Source organism: Streptomyces sp. NBC_01235, assembly GCF_035989285.1.
Taxonomy (GTDB): Bacteria; Actinomycetota; Actinomycetes; order Streptomycetales; family Streptomycetaceae; genus Streptomyces.
In genome coordinates this window covers 9,303,554-9,324,679 of the sequence record NZ_CP108513.1, presented here as the reverse complement: position 1 = coordinate 9,324,679, position 21,126 = coordinate 9,303,554, and the positions used below count along the sequence as shown (strand labels likewise).

At 70.2% G+C, this 21,126-nt stretch carries 20 protein-coding genes; 15 read left to right on the top strand and 5 right to left on the bottom strand.

Annotated elements, in window-relative coordinates; genetic code table 11:
* Nucleotides 1–69 precede the first annotated feature (69 nt).
* The 3 genes from OG289_RS41880 (at nt 70) to OG289_RS41870 (ending at nt 6,364) form a co-directional block, all read left to right on the top strand.
* A complete protein-coding gene (locus OG289_RS41880; protein ID WP_327319225.1) occupies nt 70–1,833 on the top strand; it encodes an amylo-alpha-1,6-glucosidase in 1,764 nt (587 codons plus the stop codon).
* A gap of 84 nt (nt 1,834–1,917) precedes the next feature.
* Nucleotides 1,918–5,109: an RICIN domain-containing protein gene (locus OG289_RS41875; protein ID WP_327319224.1), complete on the top strand. Its 3,192-nt coding sequence runs from the start codon at nt 1,918–1,920 to the stop codon at nt 5,107–5,109.
* 94 nt (nt 5,110–5,203) lie between these two features.
* On the top strand, nt 5,204–6,364 hold the full coding sequence (locus tag OG289_RS41870; protein WP_327319223.1) for a polysaccharide deacetylase family protein: 1,161 nt from the start codon (nt 5,204–5,206) through the stop codon (nt 6,362–6,364).
* A 37-nt stretch (nt 6,365–6,401) separates the two neighbouring features.
* On the opposite strand, the gene OG289_RS41865 is transcribed toward OG289_RS41870, so the two are convergent.
* Nucleotides 6,402–7,379, bottom strand: a complete 978-nt coding sequence (locus OG289_RS41865) for an amidohydrolase family protein (protein WP_327319222.1) — start codon at nt 7,377–7,379, stop codon at nt 6,402–6,404.
* A gap of 77 nt (nt 7,380–7,456) precedes the next feature.
* Here OG289_RS41865 and OG289_RS41860 point away from each other — a divergent pair, with 77 nt between their 5' ends.
* The 8 genes from OG289_RS41860 to OG289_RS41825 all read left to right on the top strand — a co-directional run bounded on the left by OG289_RS41860 (nt 7,457) and on the right by OG289_RS41825 (nt 14,074).
* Nucleotides 7,457–8,107 carry a TetR/AcrR family transcriptional regulator gene (locus OG289_RS41860; RefSeq protein ID WP_327319221.1) on the top strand — a complete coding sequence of 217 codons (651 nt, stop codon included), beginning with the start codon at nt 7,457–7,459 and terminating at the stop codon, nt 8,105–8,107.
* Between the two features lie 285 nt (nt 8,108–8,392).
* The gene (locus tag OG289_RS41855) at nt 8,393–9,460 is read left to right on the top strand and encodes an aromatic ring-hydroxylating dioxygenase subunit alpha (protein WP_327319220.1); all 1,068 of its coding nucleotides are present in this window, start codon (nt 8,393–8,395) and stop codon (nt 9,458–9,460) included.
* Nucleotides 9,457–9,630 (top strand): hypothetical protein, encoded by a 174-nt coding sequence (locus OG289_RS41850; RefSeq protein ID WP_327319219.1) that lies wholly within the window; start codon nt 9,457–9,459, stop codon nt 9,628–9,630. Before OG289_RS41855 ends, OG289_RS41850 begins: the two co-directional genes overlap by 4 nt.
* Complete coding sequence (locus tag OG289_RS41845) at nt 9,627–10,565, top strand: PDR/VanB family oxidoreductase (RefSeq protein WP_327319218.1); 939 nt, start codon at nt 9,627–9,629, stop codon at nt 10,563–10,565. Before OG289_RS41850 ends, OG289_RS41845 begins: the two co-directional genes overlap by 4 nt.
* Nucleotides 10,566–10,714: 149 nt before the next feature.
* Nucleotides 10,715–11,686: an ABC transporter substrate-binding protein gene (locus OG289_RS41840; RefSeq protein ID WP_327319217.1), complete on the top strand. Its 972-nt coding sequence runs from the start codon at nt 10,715–10,717 to the stop codon at nt 11,684–11,686.
* Entirely contained in the window at nt 11,683–12,456 is a 774-nt protein-coding gene (locus OG289_RS41835; protein WP_327319216.1) for an ABC transporter permease, read from the top strand. The genes OG289_RS41840 and OG289_RS41835 overlap by 4 nt, the downstream gene beginning before the upstream one ends.
* The gene (locus tag OG289_RS41830; RefSeq protein WP_327319215.1) at nt 12,453–13,232 is read left to right on the top strand and encodes an ABC transporter permease; all 780 of its coding nucleotides are present in this window, start codon (nt 12,453–12,455) and stop codon (nt 13,230–13,232) included. Before OG289_RS41835 ends, OG289_RS41830 begins: the two co-directional genes overlap by 4 nt.
* 20 nt (nt 13,233–13,252) lie before the next feature.
* Complete coding sequence (locus OG289_RS41825; protein ID WP_327319214.1) at nt 13,253–14,074, top strand: ABC transporter ATP-binding protein; 822 nt, start codon at nt 13,253–13,255, stop codon at nt 14,072–14,074.
* A gap of 89 nt (nt 14,075–14,163) precedes the next feature.
* Here the strand turns inward: OG289_RS41825 and OG289_RS41820 are convergent, their stop codons facing one another.
* Nucleotides 14,164–14,832: an MmyB family transcriptional regulator gene (locus tag OG289_RS41820; protein WP_327319213.1), complete on the bottom strand. Its 669-nt coding sequence runs from the start codon at nt 14,830–14,832 to the stop codon at nt 14,164–14,166.
* Between the two features lie 195 nt (nt 14,833–15,027).
* On the opposite strand from OG289_RS41820, the gene OG289_RS41815 reads away from it, so the two are divergent.
* The gene (locus OG289_RS41815) at nt 15,028–15,714 is read left to right on the top strand and encodes a helix-turn-helix domain-containing protein (protein ID WP_327319212.1); all 687 of its coding nucleotides are present in this window, start codon (nt 15,028–15,030) and stop codon (nt 15,712–15,714) included.
* Between the two features lie 32 nt (nt 15,715–15,746).
* Nucleotides 15,747–16,277, top strand: a complete 531-nt coding sequence (locus OG289_RS41810; RefSeq protein ID WP_327320966.1) for a toxin-antitoxin system, toxin component — start codon at nt 15,747–15,749, stop codon at nt 16,275–16,277.
* Between the two features lie 57 nt (nt 16,278–16,334).
* On the opposite strand, the gene OG289_RS41805 is transcribed toward OG289_RS41810, so the two are convergent.
* Entirely contained in the window at nt 16,335–17,366 is a 1,032-nt protein-coding gene (locus OG289_RS41805) for an alpha/beta fold hydrolase (protein WP_327319211.1), read from the bottom strand.
* A 240-nt stretch (nt 17,367–17,606) separates the two neighbouring features.
* Between OG289_RS41805 and OG289_RS41800 the strand changes: the two genes are divergently transcribed.
* Nucleotides 17,607–17,867, top strand: a complete 261-nt coding sequence (locus tag OG289_RS41800) for a hypothetical protein (protein ID WP_327319210.1) — start codon at nt 17,607–17,609, stop codon at nt 17,865–17,867.
* Nucleotides 17,868–17,897: 30 nt separating this feature from the next.
* Here OG289_RS41800 and OG289_RS41795 read toward each other — a convergent pair whose 3' ends face one another.
* The gene (locus OG289_RS41795; RefSeq protein WP_327319209.1) at nt 17,898–18,590 is read right to left on the bottom strand and encodes a 4'-phosphopantetheinyl transferase family protein; all 693 of its coding nucleotides are present in this window, start codon (nt 18,588–18,590) and stop codon (nt 17,898–17,900) included.
* Nucleotides 18,587–19,447 (bottom strand): metallophosphoesterase family protein, encoded by an 861-nt coding sequence (locus tag OG289_RS41790; RefSeq protein WP_327319208.1) that lies wholly within the window; start codon nt 19,445–19,447, stop codon nt 18,587–18,589. Before OG289_RS41790 ends, OG289_RS41795 begins: the two co-directional genes overlap by 4 nt.
* Nucleotides 19,448–19,795: 348 nt before the next feature.
* Between OG289_RS41790 and OG289_RS41785 the strand changes: the two genes are divergently transcribed.
* A complete protein-coding gene (locus tag OG289_RS41785; RefSeq protein WP_327319207.1) occupies nt 19,796–20,932 on the top strand; it encodes an ATP-grasp domain-containing protein in 1,137 nt (378 codons plus the stop codon).
* Nucleotides 20,933–21,126 lie beyond the last annotated feature (194 nt).

Here is a 21,126-nt window from a genome sequence, read left to right as displayed (position 1 = left end):
GCCGCGCGAGCATCAGCGCCCCGACCGGCAGACCGCCGGCCACCCCGCCCAAGAAATGAGTGCCGCGTCATGACCGCCGCCCCAACCGGCCCGCCCTTCTCCGTCCACGACATACCCTTCAGCGCGCACGGCTCCTGGTTCGGCATCTCTCCCGTGCTGGCGGAGAAGACGCGCGCCGAGGACCTCCACCTCGTCTCGCACCAGAACGGCATGCACGCCGTCCTGCGACTCGTCCCCCTCGACGCCGCCACGGGCGACCGCGCCGAGACCCGCGTCGAGGCGACACCGGGAGTGCTCAGCTGGACCGGCGCGGACGGGCGCATCGACCTCGCCTACGAGTCGCCGGACACCGTACGCGTGCACGGCGAAGGGCTGAGCCTGCGCGTCACCGCGGCGGCGAAGACCCTGACCCCCTTCAGCGGGACCTACTTCTACCGCGACCCGGTGGACGACGCGCATGTGTTCACCTCCTACGAGACCGGGCGTCGCTACCGGATCACCGTGCTGTCCGGCACGGTTGCCGACGTGTCCGGTTCCCAGGCCCTGGGCGCCGGTGACCGCGGTCTCACGGTCGCCGCCGGGACCGACGGCTCATGGGACATCGCGGTCGAGGAACTCGACAGCGCACGACTGCCCTTCCGTTCGCCGGCGGCGTTCGGCGAGGTCATTCAGGCCGCACGGCAGTCGTTCGCCGAGTTCGTCGACGCGGTCGCCCCATGGCGCTCGACCGCCACCCCGGCCGCCGATCTCGCCGCCTATGTCGTGTGGTCGGCGACCGTACGTCCGGCGGGTCTGGTCACCCGGCCCGCCGTACTGATGTCCAAGCACTGGATGGACAAGGTCTGGAGCTGGGACCACTGCTTCAACGCCCTCGCCCTGGCCCCCGGATCCCCCGACCTCGCCCGGGACCAGTTCTCGCTGCCCTTCGACCACCAGGACGAGATGGGGGCGTTGCCCGACTCCGTCACCCACTCCGAGGTCCTCTACAACTTCGTCAAACCGCCCATCCACGGCTGGGCTTTCAGCCACCTGCGCCGACGGCTCCCCGAACCGCTCACCCCGGCGCAACTGACGGAGGCGTACGACAGACTGACCCGCTGGACGGACTTCTGGCTCACCGCACGGCGCGCACCAGGAGCCGTCCTGCCTCACTACCAGCACGGAAACGACAGCGGCTGGGACAACGCCACCACCTTCGACCCCGGATGCGTGGCCGTCACCGCCGACCTCGCCGCCATGCTGGTCCTCCAGCTCGACGAACTGGCCCGGCTGGCCGCCGAACTGGGCTTCCCGGACGACGCCCGGCGCCGCACCGAGACAGCCGACGCCATCCAGGCCGCACTGCTGGACGAGCTGTGGGACGGCGAACGGTTCCTGAGCCGCCCGGCCCAAGGCGGAGCCCCCTCCCCGAGCGCCGGCCTGCTCGACCTGATGCCGATCGTGCTCGGCGACCGCCTGCCCGACATGGTCCGCGACCGGCTGGCCGAACGGATCGAAGCCCACCTCACCGCCTTCGGCCTGGCGACCGAACACCCCGGCTCCCCCCACTACGAGCCCGACGGCTACTGGCGCGGCCCGATCTGGGCCCCCGCCACCATCCTCATCGAGGACGGCCTGCGCCGCGCCGGGCACGTGCGCCTCGCGGACGAGATCAGCGCCCGCTTCCGCGCCCTGTGCGAACTTTCCGGCTTCGCCGAGAACTTCGACGCACTGACCGGTGAGGGACTACGCGACCGCGCCTACACCTGGACCGCCAGCAGCTACCTGCTGCTCGCTCGCGACCATCATCACCGGCGCGGCGCGGACGCCGAGATCGCCGCCACCCTCGTCTGAACCGCGCGCGACAACCCACCCAGACGTCCGGCACGGGGGCCGGCGCGGCAACAAGAAGCCCTATCCCTGAAGGGACGTAAGCACATGCCAAGACTCGGGCAAAGGCGCTCGACCAAGAGACGCCTTCTCCACGGCATCGCCAAGTCGCTGCTCTCGCTGACCGTCGTAGCCGGCGCCACCACCGTGATGGCGACGCCGGCCTCCGCCGCCACCCCCACCCTCACCGTCGACCTGGGCACCACCACCGGAGCATTCCGGGGCGGCGCCTCCGGGGCGCTGTACGGCCTGTACGGCCCGGACGTACCGACGAACAACCTCATCGAGGGGATGGGGCTGAAGACCACCAACACCAAGTACCAGGACGGACAGCAGCACCCCGGCTCGGACGCCCTGGAGATCGCCAAGCCGTTCACCGACAGCGGCGGCGGGGACATCCTCATCTACATGACGGACGTGTACCGGGCCAACTACGAACGCGCCAGCTACTCGGCCTACCAGGCGACCATGAAGACCCAGGTCGAGCAGGCCATGGCCAGCCCCTACGCGAGCCACATCGTCTTCATCCCCTACAACGAGCCCGACCTGAACTGGTTCAGCGGCATGCGCACCAACTCCACGGCGCTGGCCAACTTCAACGCCGAATGGCGGCAGACCTACAACTTCATCAAGGGCATCTGGCCCGCGGCACGGCTGGCAGGGCCCAACACCTCCAGCTACACCTCCTCCTCCCTCAGCGGCTTCCTCAGCTACTGCAAGGCCAACAACTGCCTGCCCGACGTGGTCACCTGGCACACCCTGGGCAGCCCGGCGGACGTCCGCAGCACCGTCGACTCCTACCGCGCGGCGGAGACCGCCGCGGGGATCACCTCGCCGATCACCGTCAACCTCAACGAGTACGCCCACCGCTACCACCTGACCGACCCCGGGCAGATGGTCCAGTGGATCGGGGCGATCGAGGACGAGAAGATCGACGGGAACCTGCCGTACTGGAACATCAACGGCAACCTCGGCGACTCCGCCGCCGCCCAGAACACGCCCAACGCCCAGTGGTGGCTGTACAACTGGTACAGCTCCATGAGCGGAAACACCGTCAAGGTCACCAGCACGGGCGCCAACGCCGCGTACACCCTCCAGGGCCTGGCGAGCCTGGACACCGCCAAGAAGCAGGCGCGTGTCATCCTCGCCGGAGGCGGCACCAGCGGTGACTCCAGCACGGTCATCAAGAACATCGACCCCGCGGTCTTCGGCAGCACAGTGCACGTCAGCGTGTTCCAGGACCGCTACAGCGGCTACATCGGCGCGGCGGCCACCCCGACCCGGCTCTCCGACGCCGATGTCGCCGTGGCGTCCGACGGCTCGATCACCCTTCCCATCACCCTCGACGCGATGTCCGCCTACGAGGTGATCGTCTCCCCGGGTGGCACCGGCAGCGGCACCGCCTCGGACAGCACCTGGACGGGCACGTACGAGGCCGAGAACGCCACGCTCAGCGGCAGCGGCTACAACATCAACACCGAGGGCACGACCGGGAACGTCAGCAAGTTCGCCACCTCAGGCACCAAGGACGTCGGCGGCCTGCGCACCGGCTCGACCACGGTGATCTCCTTCCCCGTCTCCGTCCCCACCACCGGCGACTACGACCTGTCGGTGTTCGGCAACAGCTACGCCAAGGACGCCGACGTCAAGGGCCCCACGAACGTGTACATGCGGGTCGACGGCGGCGCCTCGACCAGGGTCGACATACCGGTGGGCTTCCAGTGGGTGGTGTGGGGGCACAGCGACACCACCGTGCACCTCACCTCGGGCAGCCACACCGTCACCCTGGCCACCACCGGCGACAACGGCGCGAACACCGTCGGCGACACCATCATCGACAAGATCGACCTGCGGTACAAGGACGCCGCGGTCCAGGGCACCACGCTCTATGAGGCCGAGCAGGCCAACCTCTCCGACAGCGGTACCAGCAGCTACACCGCCCAGGGCCAGTCCGGCGCGGGCGCGGTGAACCTCACCTCCGGCAAGTCCGCCACGTTCTGGGTCTACTCCGCGCGCGACGGATACGCCGACCTGACGGCCCGCTACCGCAACACGGGCCAGGCCGACATCACCGTCAACGGCAAGCCCGCCGACGACCAGATGCTCTCCGGCGCGACTCCCTCCGCGTGGTCCACCTCCGCCAACCGGGTCTACCTGAACGCCGGCATCAACAAGGTCAAGGTGACCGGCACCAGCGGCACCCTCGCCCTGGACCGCCTGGCCGTCACCCCGTTCAGCGCCACCGACGCCGTCACCACCGGCAACGTCGTCACCTACCAGGCCGAGAACGGCACACTCACCGGCACCGCGGCCGTCGACACCACCTACAGCCAGGCCGACGGCGGTGTCGTCACCGGCATCGGCAACGGAACGGCCAACTCCCTCACCCTCGACGTCGACGCGCCCTCGGCCGGCACCTACGCCATGACCATGCGCTACGCCAACGCCGAGGAACTGCCCTCCAACCACTACAACCCCGACCTGTACGCCGAGCACGCCGACGTCAGCGTCAACGGCGGCAACCCCACCCGGGTCAACTTCGCCAGCACCCTGCACTGGAACCAGTTCAACGACTACACGGTCCCCGTGACGCTCGCCAAGGGCGCCAACGCCGTCAAGTTCACCGCGTCACAGCTGTACAACTGGGACGGCACCACCATCGGCGTGGTCTACTCCGGCGGCGGCACCGACATCGGACAGCCCATGCGCTCCAGCTCCGCGCCCCACCTCGACAAGGTCTCCTTCGCGCCCCAGAGCCTGCACATCGGCGCCTCGACCGGTTTCTCCTCCACGGCCGTCGCCCAGCACAGCGGGCTCTGCCTCGAAGACCCCGCCAAGTCCACCACCAACGGCACCCAGTACCGGCAGAACACCTGCGGCAGTGGCCAGGAGCAGATCTTCGACTTCCACCCCGTCACCGGCACGACCGACACCTACACCGTCGTCAACCACTCCAGCGGCAAGTGCCTGGACGTCTCCGCACTCTCCACGCTCGACGGGGCCGCCGTCCAGCAGTGGACCTGCACCGGCGCCACCAACCAGCGGTTCAACCTGCGCGCGGTGACCGCGCTGGGCAACAGCCACGACTACCAGCTCGTCGCCGTGCACAGCGGCAAGTGCGTCGACGTCAGCGAAGTCTCCACCGCAGTCGGCGCACTCGTCCATCAGTGGACCTGCGACTCCGCGAGCGCTCTGACCACCAAGAAGAACCAGATCTGGCGACTCACCGGCAAGGACTGACCAGCAGCGGATCCCGCTGAGTCTCCAGGCCACGTCGACAGGAACAGGCCACGCTCCCCAGCAGGGCCCCGACAGAGGGCCACGACACCCGGTCGTGGCCCTCGGCGGCCCACCAAGCTGCGGCGGCGCGGCCGGGGCGGACGGCTGGGAGGGACCCGAGCTGAACGTCAGCTTCTCGTTCCTCGTGGCCTCCGGCGACGTACTGGGCGTACGCCTGGCGACGGTCGACCGTACGTCCAACGCGGACGGCCTGGATACCAGGACGTACTGGTACGACGGCGCCGCCAAGAAGTACCGGCCGTCCCCCGGCCTCATCGCCGACGACTCCCGGGACGCCTTCGTCTCGGCCCTGAAGAAGCGCCTGTTGAAGCGGGAGGGCGTTGCTTCCGACACCGTCGACATGACACTCGACGACCGGGAGAACCGCGACAGCTACCTGGACGACATGGCCTTCACCGCCGACGGCGACCTGAAGGTGGACTTCGACCGGGGCACGGTCGGCGTCCCCCCGGCCGGCCGTATCTCCGTCACCCTCCCCAAGGCGACCATCACCCCATGGCTGTCCGACTTCGGCAGCCGCGCCCAGCAGCAGACCACCAGCCCGGACGACAAGCTCGACCTCGGCGCCGCCCGCACCCCCGCCCCGACCGTCGCCGCCCAGCCGGACCCGGGCGAGGACACCACGGACTGCTCCCAGGCCAAGTGCATCGCCCTGACCTTCGACGACGGCCCCGCCGCCCCCGAGACGGGAACGCTGCTCAAGTACCTCGCCCAGTACAAGGCGCGGGCCACCTTCTTCGTCGTCGGCCAGAACGTCGCCACCTACCCGGACATCGTCCGCGCCGAGATGAAGTCCGGCCACGAGATCGCCAACCACTCCTCGAACCACCCGGTCCTCACCAACCTCACCCCCGCCCAGATCCGCTCCCAACTGGAGCGCACCAACGCGGCGATCAAGGCCGCCACGGGCAAGGAGCCGACGCTGTTCCGCCCGCCTTACGGCGCGATCGACGACAGGGTCAAGGCAGCCACCAGCCTCTCCCCCGCCCTGTGGGACGTGGACACCCTGGACTGGAAGTCCCACGAGCCTGCCAAGGTCGCCCAGACCGTCATCTCCCAGGCCGAACGCAACGACGTCGTCCTCATCCACGACATCCACCCCACCTCGGTCGCCGCCGTCCCCGAGATCCTGCGCACCCTCACGGCCCGCGGCTACCACTTCGTGACGGTCAGCCACCTGCGCGCGACCCTCTGAGCGAGCCGTCCCACTCGGCGTCTTCGCCAAGTGCAGGTCAGGCTGCTGCTGCGACGGCGTCGCGGTGGCGTTGTGCGGCTGCGGGAAAGAGGCCGAAGACGCGGTGGCCGAGTGCGTCGACTTCTTGCGGTGTGAGGACGTGGGAGTTTTGGAGCGCGTCGATGTTGCGTCTCATGTTGTTCTCGTTCGAGCAGGGGACTCCGGCGTCGGCGCCGTAGACGAGGTGGTCGCGGGGCACCATCGTGACTGCTGCGGCGAGGTTGGCGTCTGTGCCGGCCGCGGCGGTGTCGAGGTAGAGCTTCGCCAGGTCGGTGCGGATGTCATCGGCGGTCAGGCCCAGTGGGTTGAACACGTACTCCTCCGCCCCGAGCAGCCCGAGGCGACCGGAGAGCGCGGGCAGGGCGCCGCCGCAGTGGGCGAGGACGACGGTGAGACGGGGGTACCGGCGGAAGAATCCCGTGTAGAGGAGGTCCACGACGGTCCGGGTGGTCTCGAACGGCAATTCGACCAGGACGGCGGTCTGCCGGAACGTGGGCGGTACGGCGCTCGGATGGATGAACAGCACGGCCGAGCGCCGGTCGAGTTCCTCCCACACCGGCGCCAGGCGCGGGTCTCCGAGCGGGACGCCTGACCGGCGGGTGGTCAGCAGGTAGCCGTCAGGGTGCGTTTCCGTGTCGCCTCGCGCGATCTCGGCCAGAGCCGCGTCCGGGTCGTCGGTGGGCAGACCGGCGAGCAGGCCGAAGCGGCCGGGGTGGTCGGCGACGAGCTGGGCGCCGTAGTCGTTCCATGCGCGCAGTTGCGGCAGTGGGGAATCGACGGGTACCGGGCTGAGCATCTGCATGGCGATGCCCAGGCGATCCATGGTGGCGAGCATCGCCTCGGGTTGCCAGTGGTAGGGCTCGGGCGCCAGGAGGTGCGCGTCCCTCAGCTGACGCCACTGGGCCTCACGTGCCTCCGCCGTGGTCGGTGGGGTGAAATGCGCGTGGATGTCGACCCAGCCGTTGAGTTTGTCCATGATGCGTTCTCCCTCAAATCAAATTGCACTCGGATGCAACAATCTTGATTGTTGCACGGGAGTGCAACAATGTCCACATGAGGCAGACGGAGGGTGAGAAGCAGGACGGGAGGACGCGCAATGCCCAGGTCAACCGGGAGCGCGTCTATGCGGCAGCGATCAAGGTGTTCGCATCACGCGGCTACGACGCCGCCACGATGGACGAGATCGCGGCAGAAGCCGGGGTGGCACGGCGGACCGCGTTCAATCACTTCCCCGCCAAGTCGGACATCGCCACCGAGTGGGCGGTACGAGGCGGGGAGTCGGCATTCGCCCTGGCTCGTGACGTCGACCGCATCACCTCTGCCGCGGACCGGGTCCGGACATATTTCCACGAGCTGGCCCTGACGGCGGAGCGGGACTGGGACGAGACCCGGCAGATGACGACCGGACTGCTGCGCGGACACGGCGTACCGCCCCACCGCTCGCGGCTTTCCGTGGAACTGCGTGACTGGCTGCGTGACTGCCTACGGGAACGGCCGAACGACGGACCGCCGCCCTCCGCCGATCCCGCCCTGACCGTAGACGTGCTCTACGACGTCTTCCAGGGCGCACTCATGCGATGGCTGCCCCAAGAGGCCGCGCCGCACGGGGCGTTCACCGCCGAGGTGGACGCCGCGATCGCGCTCGTGCTGGCCGGATTCGCCAGTGATGCCGGAGTTCCCCCAACCGGTCCCGGTACCGTCTGACGTTCCCGACTTTGCTCTCCTCGTACCCGCGCACCTTGTCGGGCAGTGCGGCCATCTCGATCGCGAGGGCGTGGTGGACGGTTCGAAGACGCCAACGAGCCACTCGGCGGTCTGCCGGTACTCGACCACGCCACGGGCATACGGACCAATGCTCTGACCAGCCATTTTGTGGAAGTTCTTCCGCCTGACAGAAGCCGCCTTGCGTGGTGCCCCGGCCGTCACGACCCTGATTCCAACCACGGCACGCGGGGCGACGACGCCCCGCCGACAGGGACGGGAACCCCCATGCCTCACACGACCGCCTTCGCCAGGAACCAGTGGTACGTCGCCGCCTACAGCCACGAGGTCGGGCGCGAGGAGCTGCTCGGCCGGACGATCCTCGGTGAGCCGCTCGTCTTCTACCGGACCGAGGAGGACGGGACGCCCGTCGCGCTGCACGACCGCTGTGTGCACCGCCGCTTCCCGCTCTCGGAGAGCCGGCTGGACGGCGATCGCATCGTCTGCGGCTACCACGGGTTCACGTACGACACGACCGGCGCGTGTGTGTACGTGCCGGGGCAGAAACGCATCCCGCGCACCGCCCGGGTCACCGCCTACCCGATCGTCGAGCAGGACTCCCTGGTGTGGGTGTGGATCGGCGACCCGGCGCTCGCCGACCCGCAGACCATCCCGCGCGCCCGCCACCTCGACTCCCCCGGCTGGACGACCGTCCGCGGCATGGAGCCCATCGACGCCGACTACGGGCTGCTCGTCGACAACCTCCTCGACCTCTCCCACGAGACGTATCTGCACGGCGGCTACATCGGCACCCCCGAGGTCGCCGAGACGCCGATCACCACCGAGGTGGACGAGGGCGCGGGGATCGTGCGGGTCAGCCGGCACATGGACGACGCCGAATGCCCGCCGTTCTACGCCCGTTCGACCGGCATCGAGGGCCGGATCACCCGCTGGCAGGACATCGAGTACCACGCGCCCTGCCTGTACCTGCTGCACAGCCGCATCGCGCCGGTGGGCGTCCTGCCCGAGGCGGACGGCAGCGACCCGAACGGCTTCCACACCGAGATCACGTACGCGATCACACCGTCCGCCGACGGCAAGGTCTACGACTTCTGGATGGTCTCGAGGGACTGGGCGACCGACGACGACGAGGTCACCGAGTTCCTGCGCGGCAACAACCACACGGTGGTCATGCAGGACGTCGACGCGCTCAATCTCCTGCAGCGGACGCTCGGTTCGGAGCGGACCGGGTACCAGGAGCTGAGCATCAACATCGACACCGGCGGCCTGGCCGCCCGCCGTATCCTCGCCCGGCTGGTGGAGGAGGGCGACAAGCCCGTGGAGAGGGCCCTGTGAGCACCGGCGCCACCGGCGAGATCTACCGCATCGACTGGCTGCCGGGCACCGACGTCCTGCACGGCACCTGTCACTGTGGAGCCGAGCACACCTCGCAGGACCCGATCGAGATGTGGGAGTGGATGCTCGGCCACCCCGAAGGACACGAGCCCCAAGGAACACCTTCATGAGCGACGTGTACGAAGCCGAACTCATCGTCGGACAGCGTGAGTTGGCGGCCGACGGCGTGCTCGCCCTCACCCTGCGCCACCCGCTGGGCGAGCCGCTCCCGGCCTGGCAGCCGGGCGCCCACGTCGACGTCGTCCTCGGACCGGGCCTGGAGCGGCAGTACTCGCTGTGCGGCGATCCGGGCGACCGCTACGCCTGGCGGATAGCGGTGCTGCGGGAGCCGGACGGTCGGGGCGGATCCGCCTACGTGCACGAGCAGTTGGGGCAGGGCGACAAGGTACGGGTACGCGGTCCGCGCAACCACTTCGCGCTGCGCGCGGCCGCCCGGTACCGCTTCATCGCGGGCGGGATCGGCATCACCCCCGTCCTGCCGATGCTGGCGGCGGCCGAGGCGGCGGGCGCCGAGTGGACGCTCCTGTACGGCGGCCGCTCCCGCCAATCCATGGCCTTCACCGGGGAGTTGGCCCGGTACGGGGACCGGGTCACCGTCGCCCCGCAGGACGAGACCGGGTTGCTGGACCTCGGTTCGGTGCTGGACGCGCTGCCCGAGGGCACCCTGGTCTACTGCTGCGGTCCCGGCCCGCTGCTCGACGCGGTGGAGGAGCGCTGCCCGTCCGGCGCGCTGCACGTCGAGCGGTTCCAGGCAAAGGAGCAACCGGTCGGCGAGGACGGCGAGTTCGAGGTGGAGCTCGCACAGAGCGGCCGTACGCTGACCGTCGCACCGGGTGTCTCCGTCCTGGACACCGTGCGCGCCGCCGGCGTCGAGGTGCTCTTCTCCTGCACCGAGGGCACGTGCGGCACCTGCGAGACCGACGTGCTGGAGGGCACGCCGGAGCACCGTGACTCCGTACTCACGGAACTGGAGCGGGAGGCCGGGGAGACGATGATGATCTGCGTGTCGCGGTGCAGGGGAAAGAGGCTCGTTCTCGATCTCTGACCACAGGGCAGACTGTCAACAATTTCGTCAGCCGAAACCATTGACCCCGGCGGACGGCGCGATCTACGTTCCCTGCACGCCAATTGAGCACTACTGTGCGGTGTGCGCACAGCCTGTCGGAACACCGTTGTCTCTGCACAGGGGGAGCCATGCGTCGTCTGTTCGCCGGTCTCACGGCCGGCACCTTCCTGCTCGCCACTGCGGCCTGTGGCTCGTCCGGCGACTCCGGAACGTCCGGCGGGGGTTCATCGTCCGGCGGCGTCACGACCGTCAAGCTCGGTCTCATCCCCATCGTCGACGTGGCGCCCGTCTACCTGGGCGTGAAACAGGGCTTCTACGAGAAGCACGGCCTGAAGCTGTCGATCAGCACCGCCCAGGGCGGCGCGGCGATCGTGCCGGGGGTCGTCAGTGGTCAATTCCAGTTCGGCTTCAGCAACATGACGTCGCTGATGGTTGCCCAGTCCAACAACGTTCCGGTGAAGGCCGTTTCGAACGGAATCGCCTCAACGGGCGTGCAGGGCAAGGACTTCGGGGCCATCACCGTGAAGAAGGACAGCCCGATCAAGTCCGCGAAGGACTTGGAGGGCAAGAAGGTCGCCATCAACACCCTGAAGAACATCAACGAGACCGCGACGCGCGAGTCGGTGCGCAAGGCGGGCGGCGACCCGGACAAGGTGAAGTTCGTCGAGCTGGCCTTCGACCAGATGCCCGCCGCCCTGGACGGCGGGCGGATCGACGCCGCGACGGTGGTCGAACCGGCCCTCGCGACCATCAAGAGCCAGGGCGGTGTGGAGATCGCCTCGCCGCTGGTGGACGTCGCGCCGAACCTCACCGTCGCCATGTACTTCACCTCGCAGCAGTACGAGCAGAAGAACCCCGAGGTGGTGAAGAGGTTCCAGGAGGCCACCGCCGAGTCCCTCGCCTACGCCGACTCCCATCCGGACGAGGTCCGCCAGATCGTCGCCACGTACACCAAGATCCCGGCGTCGGTCCTGGCGACGGTGACGCTGCCGAAGTGGCCCGCCGAGGCGAACCGTTCGTCGATCGAAGCGCTGGAGAAGCTGGGCGATCAGGACAAACTCTTCAAGTCGACCCCGGACCTGGACAAGCTGCTGCCGTGAGAGGCGCGAACGTCGCACTCGGTACGTCCGGGCTCGCGGCCTTCCTCGCCCTGGGTGAGGCGGTGCCGCGGCTCGGTCTGGTCAAGGAGGCCTACTTCCCGCCCACGAGCCGCATCGCCGGCGCGCTCGGCGACGAACTCGCCGACTCCGCCTTCTGGACGGCACTCGGCGACACCCTCACCGGCTGGGCCCTGGGCCTGGCGATCGCGGTGGGCGCCGGCATCGGCACGGGCGTGCTCCTGTCGGTCGTCCCCCATCTCCGCGAGGCGACGGCGTCGACGATCGAGTTCCTGCGGCCGATCCCGTCGGTCGCCCTGATCCCCCTCGCCGTGCTGCTGTACGGCACCGAACTGCGCTCGGTCCTCCTGCTGGTCGTCTACGCGTCCTTCTGGCAGGTACTGATCCAGGTCCTGTACGGCGTCCAGGACGTCGACCCGGTCGCCGAGGAAACCGCCCGCTCCTACGGGCTCGGCACCTGGGCGCGGGTCCGGCACCTGCTGTGGCCGACCGCCCTGCCGTATGTCATGACCGGCGTGCGCCTCGCCGCGGCCGTCGCGCTGATCCTCGCCATCACCGCCGAACTGGTCATCGGCGCACCGGGGCTGGGCGCACGCATCGCCGTCGCGCAGACCTCGCAGGCGGTGCCCGAGATGTACGCGTTGATCGTCGTCACCGGTGTGCTCGGGCTGCTGATCAACGTGGGCGCGCGGACGGTGGAGCGGCGGGCGCTGGCCTGGCACCAGTCGGTTCGCGGGGAGGTGGCGGTGTGAGACGCGTCCTGCTGCGGCTGCTGTACACGCTCGCCCTGCCGGCCGTGCTGGTCGCGCTGTGGTGGGTGGTGTCCGACGGCAGCACGAACGTGTACTGGCCGCCCCTGCGCACGATCCTGAAGGCCCTCCCGGACGTGTGGACGGGTGAGCGGCTGCGCGCCGACGTGCGGCCGAGCGTGCTGCGACTGGTGAGCGGTTACGCAACGGCGGCCGTCGTCGGGATCGCGCTGGGCACGGTCATCGGCTCGTACCGGCGGGTGCGGGCGGTGTGCGAGCCGGTCCTGGAGTTCCTGCGGGCGGTGCCGCCACCCGTCCTGGTGCCGGTCATCATGCTGTTCGCGGGCATCGGCGACACCATGAAGGTCGTCGTCGTCGCGAGCGGCTGCGTGTGGCCGGTGCTGCTGAACACGGTCGAGGGCGTCCGGGCGGTGGACCCGGTGATGGCGGAGACGGCCCGGTCGTACGGCATCACGGGCGTCGCACGGCTGCGCGGCGTGGTCCTGAGGTCGGCGAGCCCGCAGATCTTCGCGGGCCTGCGCCAGGCGTTGTCGATCGGGATCATCCTGATGGTCATCAGTGAGATGTTCGCCGCGAGCAACGGGCTCGGTTTCACCATCGTGCAGTTCCAGCGGGGGTTCGCCATCCCCGACATGTGGACCGGGATCCTGGTGCTCGGCCTGCTGGGCTTCGTCCTGTCGGTCCTCTTCCAGGTCGTCGAGCGCCGGGTGCTCGGCTGGTACCACGGTCTGCGCGCATCCACCCGGCGGTCCCCGTGACCCTCGCGAAAGGGCGGTCCATGCACCCGCGTCTTGCCGTATCCGGCCTGCGGAAGGTCTACGAAGGGTCCGGGCGCCGGGTCGAGGCGATACGTGACCTGACCTTCACTGTCGAGGCGGGCGAACTCGTCTGTCTCGTGGGCCCGTCGGGCTGCGGCAAGACGACGCTGCTGAAGTGCATGGGCGGGCTGCTGACGCCGACCTCCGGTGAAGTGCTCCTGGAGGGGCGCAGGGTGAGCGGTCCGCCGCGGGGGATGGCGTTCGTGTTCCAGGAGTACGGGCGGAGTCTCTTCCCGTGGATGCGGGTCGGCGAGAACGTCGAACTGCCCCTGAGACAGAAGAAGCTGTCCAAGGAGCGACGGCGGGAACTGGTCGCCGACGCCCTGGAGTCGGTCGGGCTCGCGGACGCCTTCTCCGCGTATCCGTGGCAGTTGTCGGGCGGCATGCAGCAACGGGTGGCGATCGCCCGGGCACTCGCGTACGAACCCCAGGTCCTGCTGATGGACGAGCCGTTCGCGGCGGTGGACGCGCAGACCCGCGCCGACCTGGAGGACCTCGTCCGGGGACTGTGGCGGGAACGCGGGATCACGATCCTGTTCGTCACCCACGACATCGACGAGGCCGTCTACCTCGGCGAGCGGATCGTCGTCCTGTCCGCCTCGCCCACGGTCGTCCAGGAGCAACTGAAGGTCGATCTGCCGCCGGAGCGAGACCAGTTGCACACCCGGGTGGCCCCCCGCTTCGCCGAACTGCGGACCCAGGTGTACCAGCAGATCCAGGCGGCGAAGCGCGGGGTTCCCCAGGACGCCCTCACGAAGTCCGATACGCCTGAGCCGCACTGAACTGCCGTCCCTCGCGGGGCCGACTCGCCGACCAGGGCGCCGTCGGCGACCTGAACGCCGACGGTGCCCGGTCAGGCCTCGGGGGTCGCTCAGGCCTCGGGGGCCGGGACCACACTGAGGTGGCTCGCGGTGCGCCGCGCGGGGCGTGTCCTGCGGGCTGCGAACGCCGGGCGGGTGTCGCGCAACACCATCGTCAGCCGCGTGTACCCCATGTCCTGCAGGGTCCTGGGGGTGTCGCCGATGATGCGGCACTCCGTGGCGCCCCAGCGCGGGTCGGGGTGCAGCAGGGGGCGGACGGCCCCGTCGTGCTCGACGGCCTCCTCGCCGACCGCGCGGATCCAGTGCGGCAGGCCGTGCCGGTAGGCGGCCTCCATGATCGGGTCCTGGGCGATGTCGCGTCGGATCGCCTGCAGCCCGCGGTCGTGGCCGTGCCGCTCCACGGCCGCCGCGAAGCGGGCGAGCATCGGCAGGCACCAGCCGGCCTCGTGATCGCCGAGGACCGAGGGCGCGTCCGGGTGGAAGAGCACGAACCGCAGGAAGTTGTCGCCCGGCAGCGCCGTCGGATGCGGGCTCACTTCCCGGAAAAGTGACGCGAAAGCGGCGTTGGACAGCACCACGTCCCAGCGGTGGTCGAGGACGACGGACGGGAAGGGGACGGCCTCCAGGTATGCGGCGTAGTCCTGCAGATACGCCCGGGCCTCGGGACTCTCGGGGACGGGCCGCGGTACGGACCGCTGCTCTCCTGCCTGATGTGCCATCGGGAGGTCACCCCTCTTGCCTATGCGGCCTTCACGCGGCGCCCCGATCCTGCTGCCCCGACGCGAGGCATGTCAACTATCGTGGCATTCCGTGCTTGTTGACGGCTGAAATTGGCCACAGTTGTGGCGAGACCTGGATGTGAGTTCGAAAGACCCGCTACTCTCCACGCAGTTCAGGCAACCATCCATGCCTGCATGAGGGACGTGAGAGACCTAGGAGACCTGTCGGTGTCGGAGGATGGCTTCGAGGTTCCGGGCGCCACGGCGACGGTGCTGCTGTCGGCCGTCGTCGCCCGTGTCGCCACGCTCGCGGACCGGCTCGGTGTGCCGCACGCGGAGGTCTTCGGCACCGGGCGGCTGTCCGTCGCCTCGGGTGTCCCGGAGTCCGTGGTCAAGGCCCTGCTGAGCGGCCGGCCCGCCGGTGAGCCCGATGTGCAGGCCCGCTTCCTGCAGCGCCTGGACCTGTTGCGCCGTACGCGGCTCAAGCCGAACGGCCGCAAGTACACCCAGCAGGAGATCGCCGACGGCGCCGGCATGTCGCGCCAGCAGGCGGGCGCCCTCATCAACGGCGACCGGCGCCCCACGATGGAGCACTGCGACGCCCTCCAGCGCTTCTTCCGCGTGCACGCCGGCTTCCTCACGGCCGAGGACCCGGAGGCGCTCGCGGGAGCCCTGCAGCACACCGAGCAGGAGCTGCTGCAGAAGCTCGCGGCGCGGGAGGCGGCCGCGGCCGTCGAGGACCCGCTGGAGCGGCTGCTGCAGGACCACGGCGTGCGCGGGATCGCGTGGCGGGCCGCTCAGCTGCCCACCGATCAGCACCGCGACAAGGTCGCCGAGTGGCTGGACATGCTCCTGGAGAGCGTGAAGCGGCCCGAGTCGTGATCCGGGGGAGAACTGTGAGCATCGCCAAGGAAATGCGCCGCCTCAGCGGCGAACTGGTCGCGGAACTGACCCTCCCGGCCCCGGCCGCGCCGGCCGACCTGTACACGGCCCTGTGCGACGGGATGAGCAGACGGCGCGGCCGCCCCGTCCACTTCCGCATGGCGTCCTTCCCGGCCGACACGGCCAGCGGGCTGTGGCTGGACATGGCCGACCAGGACCTCGTCGTCATCGAGGAACGCACCGCTCCCGAGCACCAGTTGGTGATCCTGGGGCACGAGCTGTGGCACATGAAGGCGGGCCACTGCAGTCACCACGTCGAGGGCGCCGCGGTCGCGGCCCGTTTACTCACCGACGGGGCGGACCTCCAGGCGACGGTCCGCAGTGTCGCCGCGCGCACCCGCTTCGACCTGGCCGACGAGAAGCAGGCCGAGAGCTTCGGCCTGTTGCTGGCGAGCAAGTGCCGTACGTGGCTGGCCGGTTCGTCGCCCAGGGGGCGCGGTCAGCGGGACCGGCTGGCGGGGCGGATCGAGGCGTCGCTGGGGTATCTGGGGCCGCAGAACTGAGTACCGGCCGCGCCGGTCGTCCCGGGGCTTCCGGCATCGCGGGACGCCGGTACGGCTTCAGGTCGCGCTGCGCTCGCCGGCCTGCCGCAGGGCGCGTGCCGCGCCGTCCGACAGGCCCGTCGTGCCCGTCCCCGGCCGCCCCTCTCGCAGGAGTTCACGCCAGTGTTCGCGGCTCCAGTCGGCCGGGGCCGTGGTGCGGGTGAACTCCTCGACGAGAGTGCGGAATCGGGTGGGGTCGCTGTGGAACGGGAAGTGGCCGGCGCCCTCGAAGATCTCCAGTCGGCTGCCGGGCATCGCCTCGTGGGCGCCGTACGCGTGCCGCACCGGCACCACGCTGTCCCGGTCGCCCCACAGCAGCATCGTCGGCATGCCGGCCGTCAGATAGCAGCGGTCGAGCATGGTCACGACCTGACCGCGCCAGTCGACGACCGCGCGCAGGGTGCGGATGAAGGCGTTGCGCGAGGTCTCGTCCGGCAGCGCGTCGACGAGGTGGAGCAGGTCGGGGGCGTCCTGGCCGAGGTCGGTGTCCAACAGCTTCATCAGGCGTATGGCGAGGCCGACTTGGAGCCGGGCGCCGGGCAACCGCAGCGCGGACAGTGCCAGATGGGCGCCCGGCAGGGAGACCAGCCGCAGGGCGGGGTTGACCTCGCGGCCCACTCCGCCCGCGCTGACGAGGATCAGCCGCTCGGTGCGTTCGGGGAACTGGTAGGCGAACTGCATCGCCACTCCCCCGCCGAGCGAGTGCCCGACCAGCGTCGCCGACTCGACGCCGAGCGTGGTGAGCAGATCGCGCACCCCGTTGGCGTACGCGGCCACCGAGTAGTCGGCGCGGGGTTTGTCGGAGGCGCCGTGGCCCAGGAGGTCGGGGGCGATGACGGTGTGGGTGCGGGCGAGGCCGGGGATCAGCTCGGCCCAGGTCGCCGAGGAGTCGCCGATGCCGTGGATGAGGACCAGCGCCGGACCCTGGCCGGCCATCCGGAAGGCACGCCGGTAGCCGTGCACGACCCGGAACTGCAACCCCAGTTCTCCGTCGCCCACCGGGCGCAGTCGAGCGGAGCGCACGGGGCGCCGCTGCGGGACGTCGACCACCCGATCGCCTCCTGTTTCCCTGGCCGTCGGCGGTCCGCCGAAAGCCCTTCACACCAGGGTAGGACCCCTTTCCGCCAGGGGATTTCCAGAAGGTTTCGCCTCCGCTAAGCGGGCGAACCGTCCCCGAGCGAGGCCGGATTGTCAGTGGTGCGCGGCAAGCTGGGGGGTGCGCCGCCGCACGGGGGCGTACGCGCCGTCAGGGCGCGGGGGAGACGACGCCGACACGGGGAGAGCCGACCGATGCCCACAGCCGTACTGACCGACCGCGAGCGCACCGCCGTACAGGCCTACCTGCGGCTGCTGCACACCGTACGCGCCGCCCTCGGCGACGAGGGGGGCGGCCAGGGCGTCGGCGCCTTCGGCCCGCCGCACGACCGGCTGCCTGCGGTGGTCCCGCCCGCCGTCCTCGCCGAGGCGGAGCAGGCCCTGGCGGACGCGGGGCTGGCGGGCAACGAGGAGGAGTTCTTCCGGCTGCTGCACAGCTGGTATCCCGGCTCCTGACCTCGCCCGTGAGCCCGCCGGGGCGGCGCCTCAGCCGTGCTGGACCGCGATCGCCGTGGCCACCAGCCCCTGCCGCACGGTCCAGCGGCCGTCGAAGTGCCCGAGCCGGTGGCCGCCGACCACCGGTCCGGGCACGAGCAGCCGGGCCCGGAAGGCACCCTGCGGGCGCCCCACGGGGCCGGCGGCGGTGAGGTCGATGTCGGCCTCGCTGAAGTCCAGCCACTTACGGGTGAGGGGGAACCACGCCTTGTAGACGGACTCCTTGGCGCTGAACAGCAGCCGGTCCCAGTGCACGTCGGGGCGCTCCGCGGCCAGCCGGCCGAGCCGCTCCGCCTCCGCGGGCAGGGCGACGGCGGACAGGACACCCTCGGGAAGGGGCTCGTGGGGTTCGGCGTCGATGCCGAGGGAGGCCAGATCGCCGGCCCGGACCAGGGCGGCGCCGCAGTAGCCCTCGCAGTGGGTCATGCTGCCCGTCAGGCCCGCCGGCCACCGCGGGGCACCGCGCTCGCCCGGCAGCAGGGGCTGCGGGGGCACGCCGAGCTTCTCCATGGCGCGCCGGGCGCAGGAGCGTACGACGGTGAACTCGCGACGGCGCTTGTCGACCGCCCGCGTCATCAGCGCCTCTTCCTCCGGGTACAGCGGCGTTTCCGCGAACTCGCGGACGCCCTCCTCGCCGAGGGCCTCCACGGCCACCACCGACGCCGGCAACAGCTCCTCGATCACTCGGCCTCGGCCTCTCGGGGCAGGATGCGCCGCAGCCGGCCCGGGGGCTGCGGCCGCTTGCGCCATTCGCGGGGGTAGCCCACCGACACCTCCTCGAAGCGGACGCCCTCGTGCCAGGTGGTCCGCGGAATGTGGAGGTGGCCGTAGACCATGGTCTCGATCCGGAACCGGCGGTGCCAGTCCGCGGTCAGCCCGGTGCCGCACCACATGGCGAACTCGGGGTGCCACAGGACGTCCATCGGGTGCCGGTGCAGGGGATAGTGGTTGACGGGTACGACGGGCAGGTCGTCGGGGATATCGGCGAGCCGCCGTTCGGTCTCGGCGACCCGGGCCCGGCACCAGGCCTCGCGGCTCGGGTACGGGTCGGGGTGCAGCAGGTACTCGTCGTTGCAGACGACGCCGGTGCTCTCCGCGTAGGCCAGACCCTCCGCCTTGGTCGTGCAGCCGGTGGGGAGGAACGAATAGTCGTACAGCAGGAACAGCGGTGCGACGGCCACCGGGCCGCCGGGGCCCTCCCACACCGGGTAGGGGTCCTCGGGTGTCGTCACGCCCAGGTCGCGGCAGAGCTCGACCAGGTGCTCGTAGCGGGCGACCCCGCGCAGGGTGACCGGGTCGCGGGGGTGGGTCCACAGCTCATGGTTGCCGGGGGCCCAGACGACCTTGTGGAAGCGGCTCGCGAGGGTCTTCAGCGCCCAGCGGATGTCGGCCACGTTCTCCGAGACGTCGCCGGCGACGAGCAGCCAGTCCTCGTCCGACTCCGGGGCCATGGCCTCGACCAGGGCTCTGTTCTCCGGATAGCCGATGTGCAGATCACTGATGGCCAGCAGTTGTCCGGCGCCACCGGCCGTCGACGTCACCTTCCGCCCCCGCTCACAAGTCCACGCTCCGCATTCTCACGAACACACCGGCCACCACGAGAACACATTCACGCGCGCGGTACAAGGTCGGCTCGGGTGGCCCGCCGGGTCGGGACACGGCTCCACCTGCTCCGGAGCGCGCCTCTACCCGAACGCGTGCCACACGTGAACAAGATCGGAAAATCCGTAACACGCGTGTTGCACGCCGTACCCCTCGGAAGCCGTATGATCGCCCCACCACCACCGCCATGGACGACCCTTCCGCAGGGCGGTTTGGTGACCCACCATTCCCCCTGCCCGGGCCGGGCCTGCTTCGCCCTGCCCGCGAACCGTGAAAGGCGGCCTCGCATGGTCTCTCGCGTACGCGTCTGGCTCAACCGCACGTACGCGGAGAACGTGTTCTTCACGGATCAGCTGCGACGAAATCCCAGCGATCGCGCCGTCGAGATCCACGCCACACACGGCGACGCCGACTCCCCCGTGCTGGCCGTCGCCGACACCGCCGAGCTGGAGCCGGAGGGCCTCTCCCCCGCCGCGTACGTCGAGTACGCGCTCGCCCAGTGCAAGCGCCGCAGCATCGACGTGTTCGTGCCCCGGCTGCACCAGGCGGCGATCGTCGCGCACCGCGCCGACTTCGAGGCGGCCGGCACCGCGCTGCTCGCGCCGCCGCCGGAGGCTGTCGCCGTCTTCCACGACAAGGTGATCGCGTACGAGGCCGTGCAGGCGATCGGCGTGCCCGTGCCGCCGTGGTACCGGGTCCGGACGGCGGACGAACTCGTCGCCGCTGTCGAGGAGTTGGAGGAAGCCGGGCACAAGGCCTGCTTCAAGCCGGCGTCCGGCGCCGGCGGCGTGGGCTTCCGTGTGATCACGCGAGCCCCCTTCTCGCTCACGCACCTCAGCGGGTTCCCGAGCCCGTACGTCCAACTGGACATGGTGGTCGCCGCGTTGCAGCAGGCCGACGAGCCGGTCGACTGGCTGGTCATGCCGCGCCTGGAGCAGCCGGAGGTGTCCGTGGACTGCCTCACCGGCCCCGACAACATCCTGCGGATGGCCATCGGCCGGACGAAGAACGGCCGCCGCCGGGGCTTCACGCTGCACGAGCAGTGGCTCGAGCCGGCGCGTCTCATCGCCGAGGGCTTCGGGCTGCACTACCTGTCCAACATCCAGTTCCGGATGTTCGGCGACCGGCCGGTCCTGATGGACGTCAACACCCGCCCGGCCGGCGGACTGCACCAGCTGTCCCAGTGCGGCGTCAACGCGCCTTGGGCGGCGGTGCAGTTGGCGCTGGGCGAGGACCCGGGCGAGATCGTGCCGCCGTTCCTGGGGCAGGACTACACGGTGGTGTCGGGGCCGCGGCCGCTGCGCGCGGTGTCGCTGCCGCACCAGCGGGTCGAGGACACGCAGCCCTTGCTTCCGACGGTGCCGACGCCTGCCGACTCCGTCGAGGTGGCGCCCGCGGGCGCGGCGCAGGCCTTGCCGCTTTAGGTTGTACGCCGGGTGCGGGCCTGTTGCGGCTTGCCGCGCCCACGCGGCGGAGCCGCACATCGATACGGCCCCGCTCCCCTCACGAACTGAACAGCTCACCGGTATGGACCAATTCCGTCTCTCACCTTGACAGGCGGATTGGTCCATACCAACTTTGTTGCGCACCCCCTTGCACTCCCCTGCACTCCCGAACA

Coding starts and splice junctions, on each gene's coding strand:
- OG289_RS41785 (WP_327319207.1), top strand. CDS start 19,796: ATGGTCTCTCGCGTACGCGTCTGGCTCAACCGCACGTACGCGGAGAAC.
- OG289_RS41815 (WP_327319212.1), top strand. CDS start 15,028: ATGAGGGACGTGAGAGACCTAGGAGACCTGTCGGTGTCGGAGGATGGC.
- OG289_RS41810 (WP_327320966.1), top strand. CDS start 15,747: ATGCGCCGCCTCAGCGGCGAACTGGTCGCGGAACTGACCCTCCCGGCC.
- OG289_RS41865 (WP_327319222.1), bottom strand. CDS start 7,379: ATGGACAAACTCAACGGCTGGGTCGACATCCACGCGCATTTCACCCCA.
- OG289_RS41825 (WP_327319214.1), top strand. CDS start 13,253: ATGCACCCGCGTCTTGCCGTATCCGGCCTGCGGAAGGTCTACGAAGGG.
- OG289_RS41840 (WP_327319217.1), top strand. CDS start 10,715: ATGCGTCGTCTGTTCGCCGGTCTCACGGCCGGCACCTTCCTGCTCGCC.
- OG289_RS41880 (WP_327319225.1), top strand. CDS start 70: ATGACCGCCGCCCCAACCGGCCCGCCCTTCTCCGTCCACGACATACCC.
- OG289_RS41855 (WP_327319220.1), top strand. CDS start 8,393: ATGCCTCACACGACCGCCTTCGCCAGGAACCAGTGGTACGTCGCCGCC.
- OG289_RS41820 (WP_327319213.1), bottom strand. CDS start 14,832: ATGGCACATCAGGCAGGAGAGCAGCGGTCCGTACCGCGGCCCGTCCCC.
- OG289_RS41860 (WP_327319221.1), top strand. CDS start 7,457: ATGAGGCAGACGGAGGGTGAGAAGCAGGACGGGAGGACGCGCAATGCC.
- OG289_RS41845 (WP_327319218.1), top strand. CDS start 9,627: ATGAGCGACGTGTACGAAGCCGAACTCATCGTCGGACAGCGTGAGTTG.
- OG289_RS41800 (WP_327319210.1), top strand. CDS start 17,607: ATGCCCACAGCCGTACTGACCGACCGCGAGCGCACCGCCGTACAGGCC.
- OG289_RS41875 (WP_327319224.1), top strand. CDS start 1,918: ATGCCAAGACTCGGGCAAAGGCGCTCGACCAAGAGACGCCTTCTCCAC.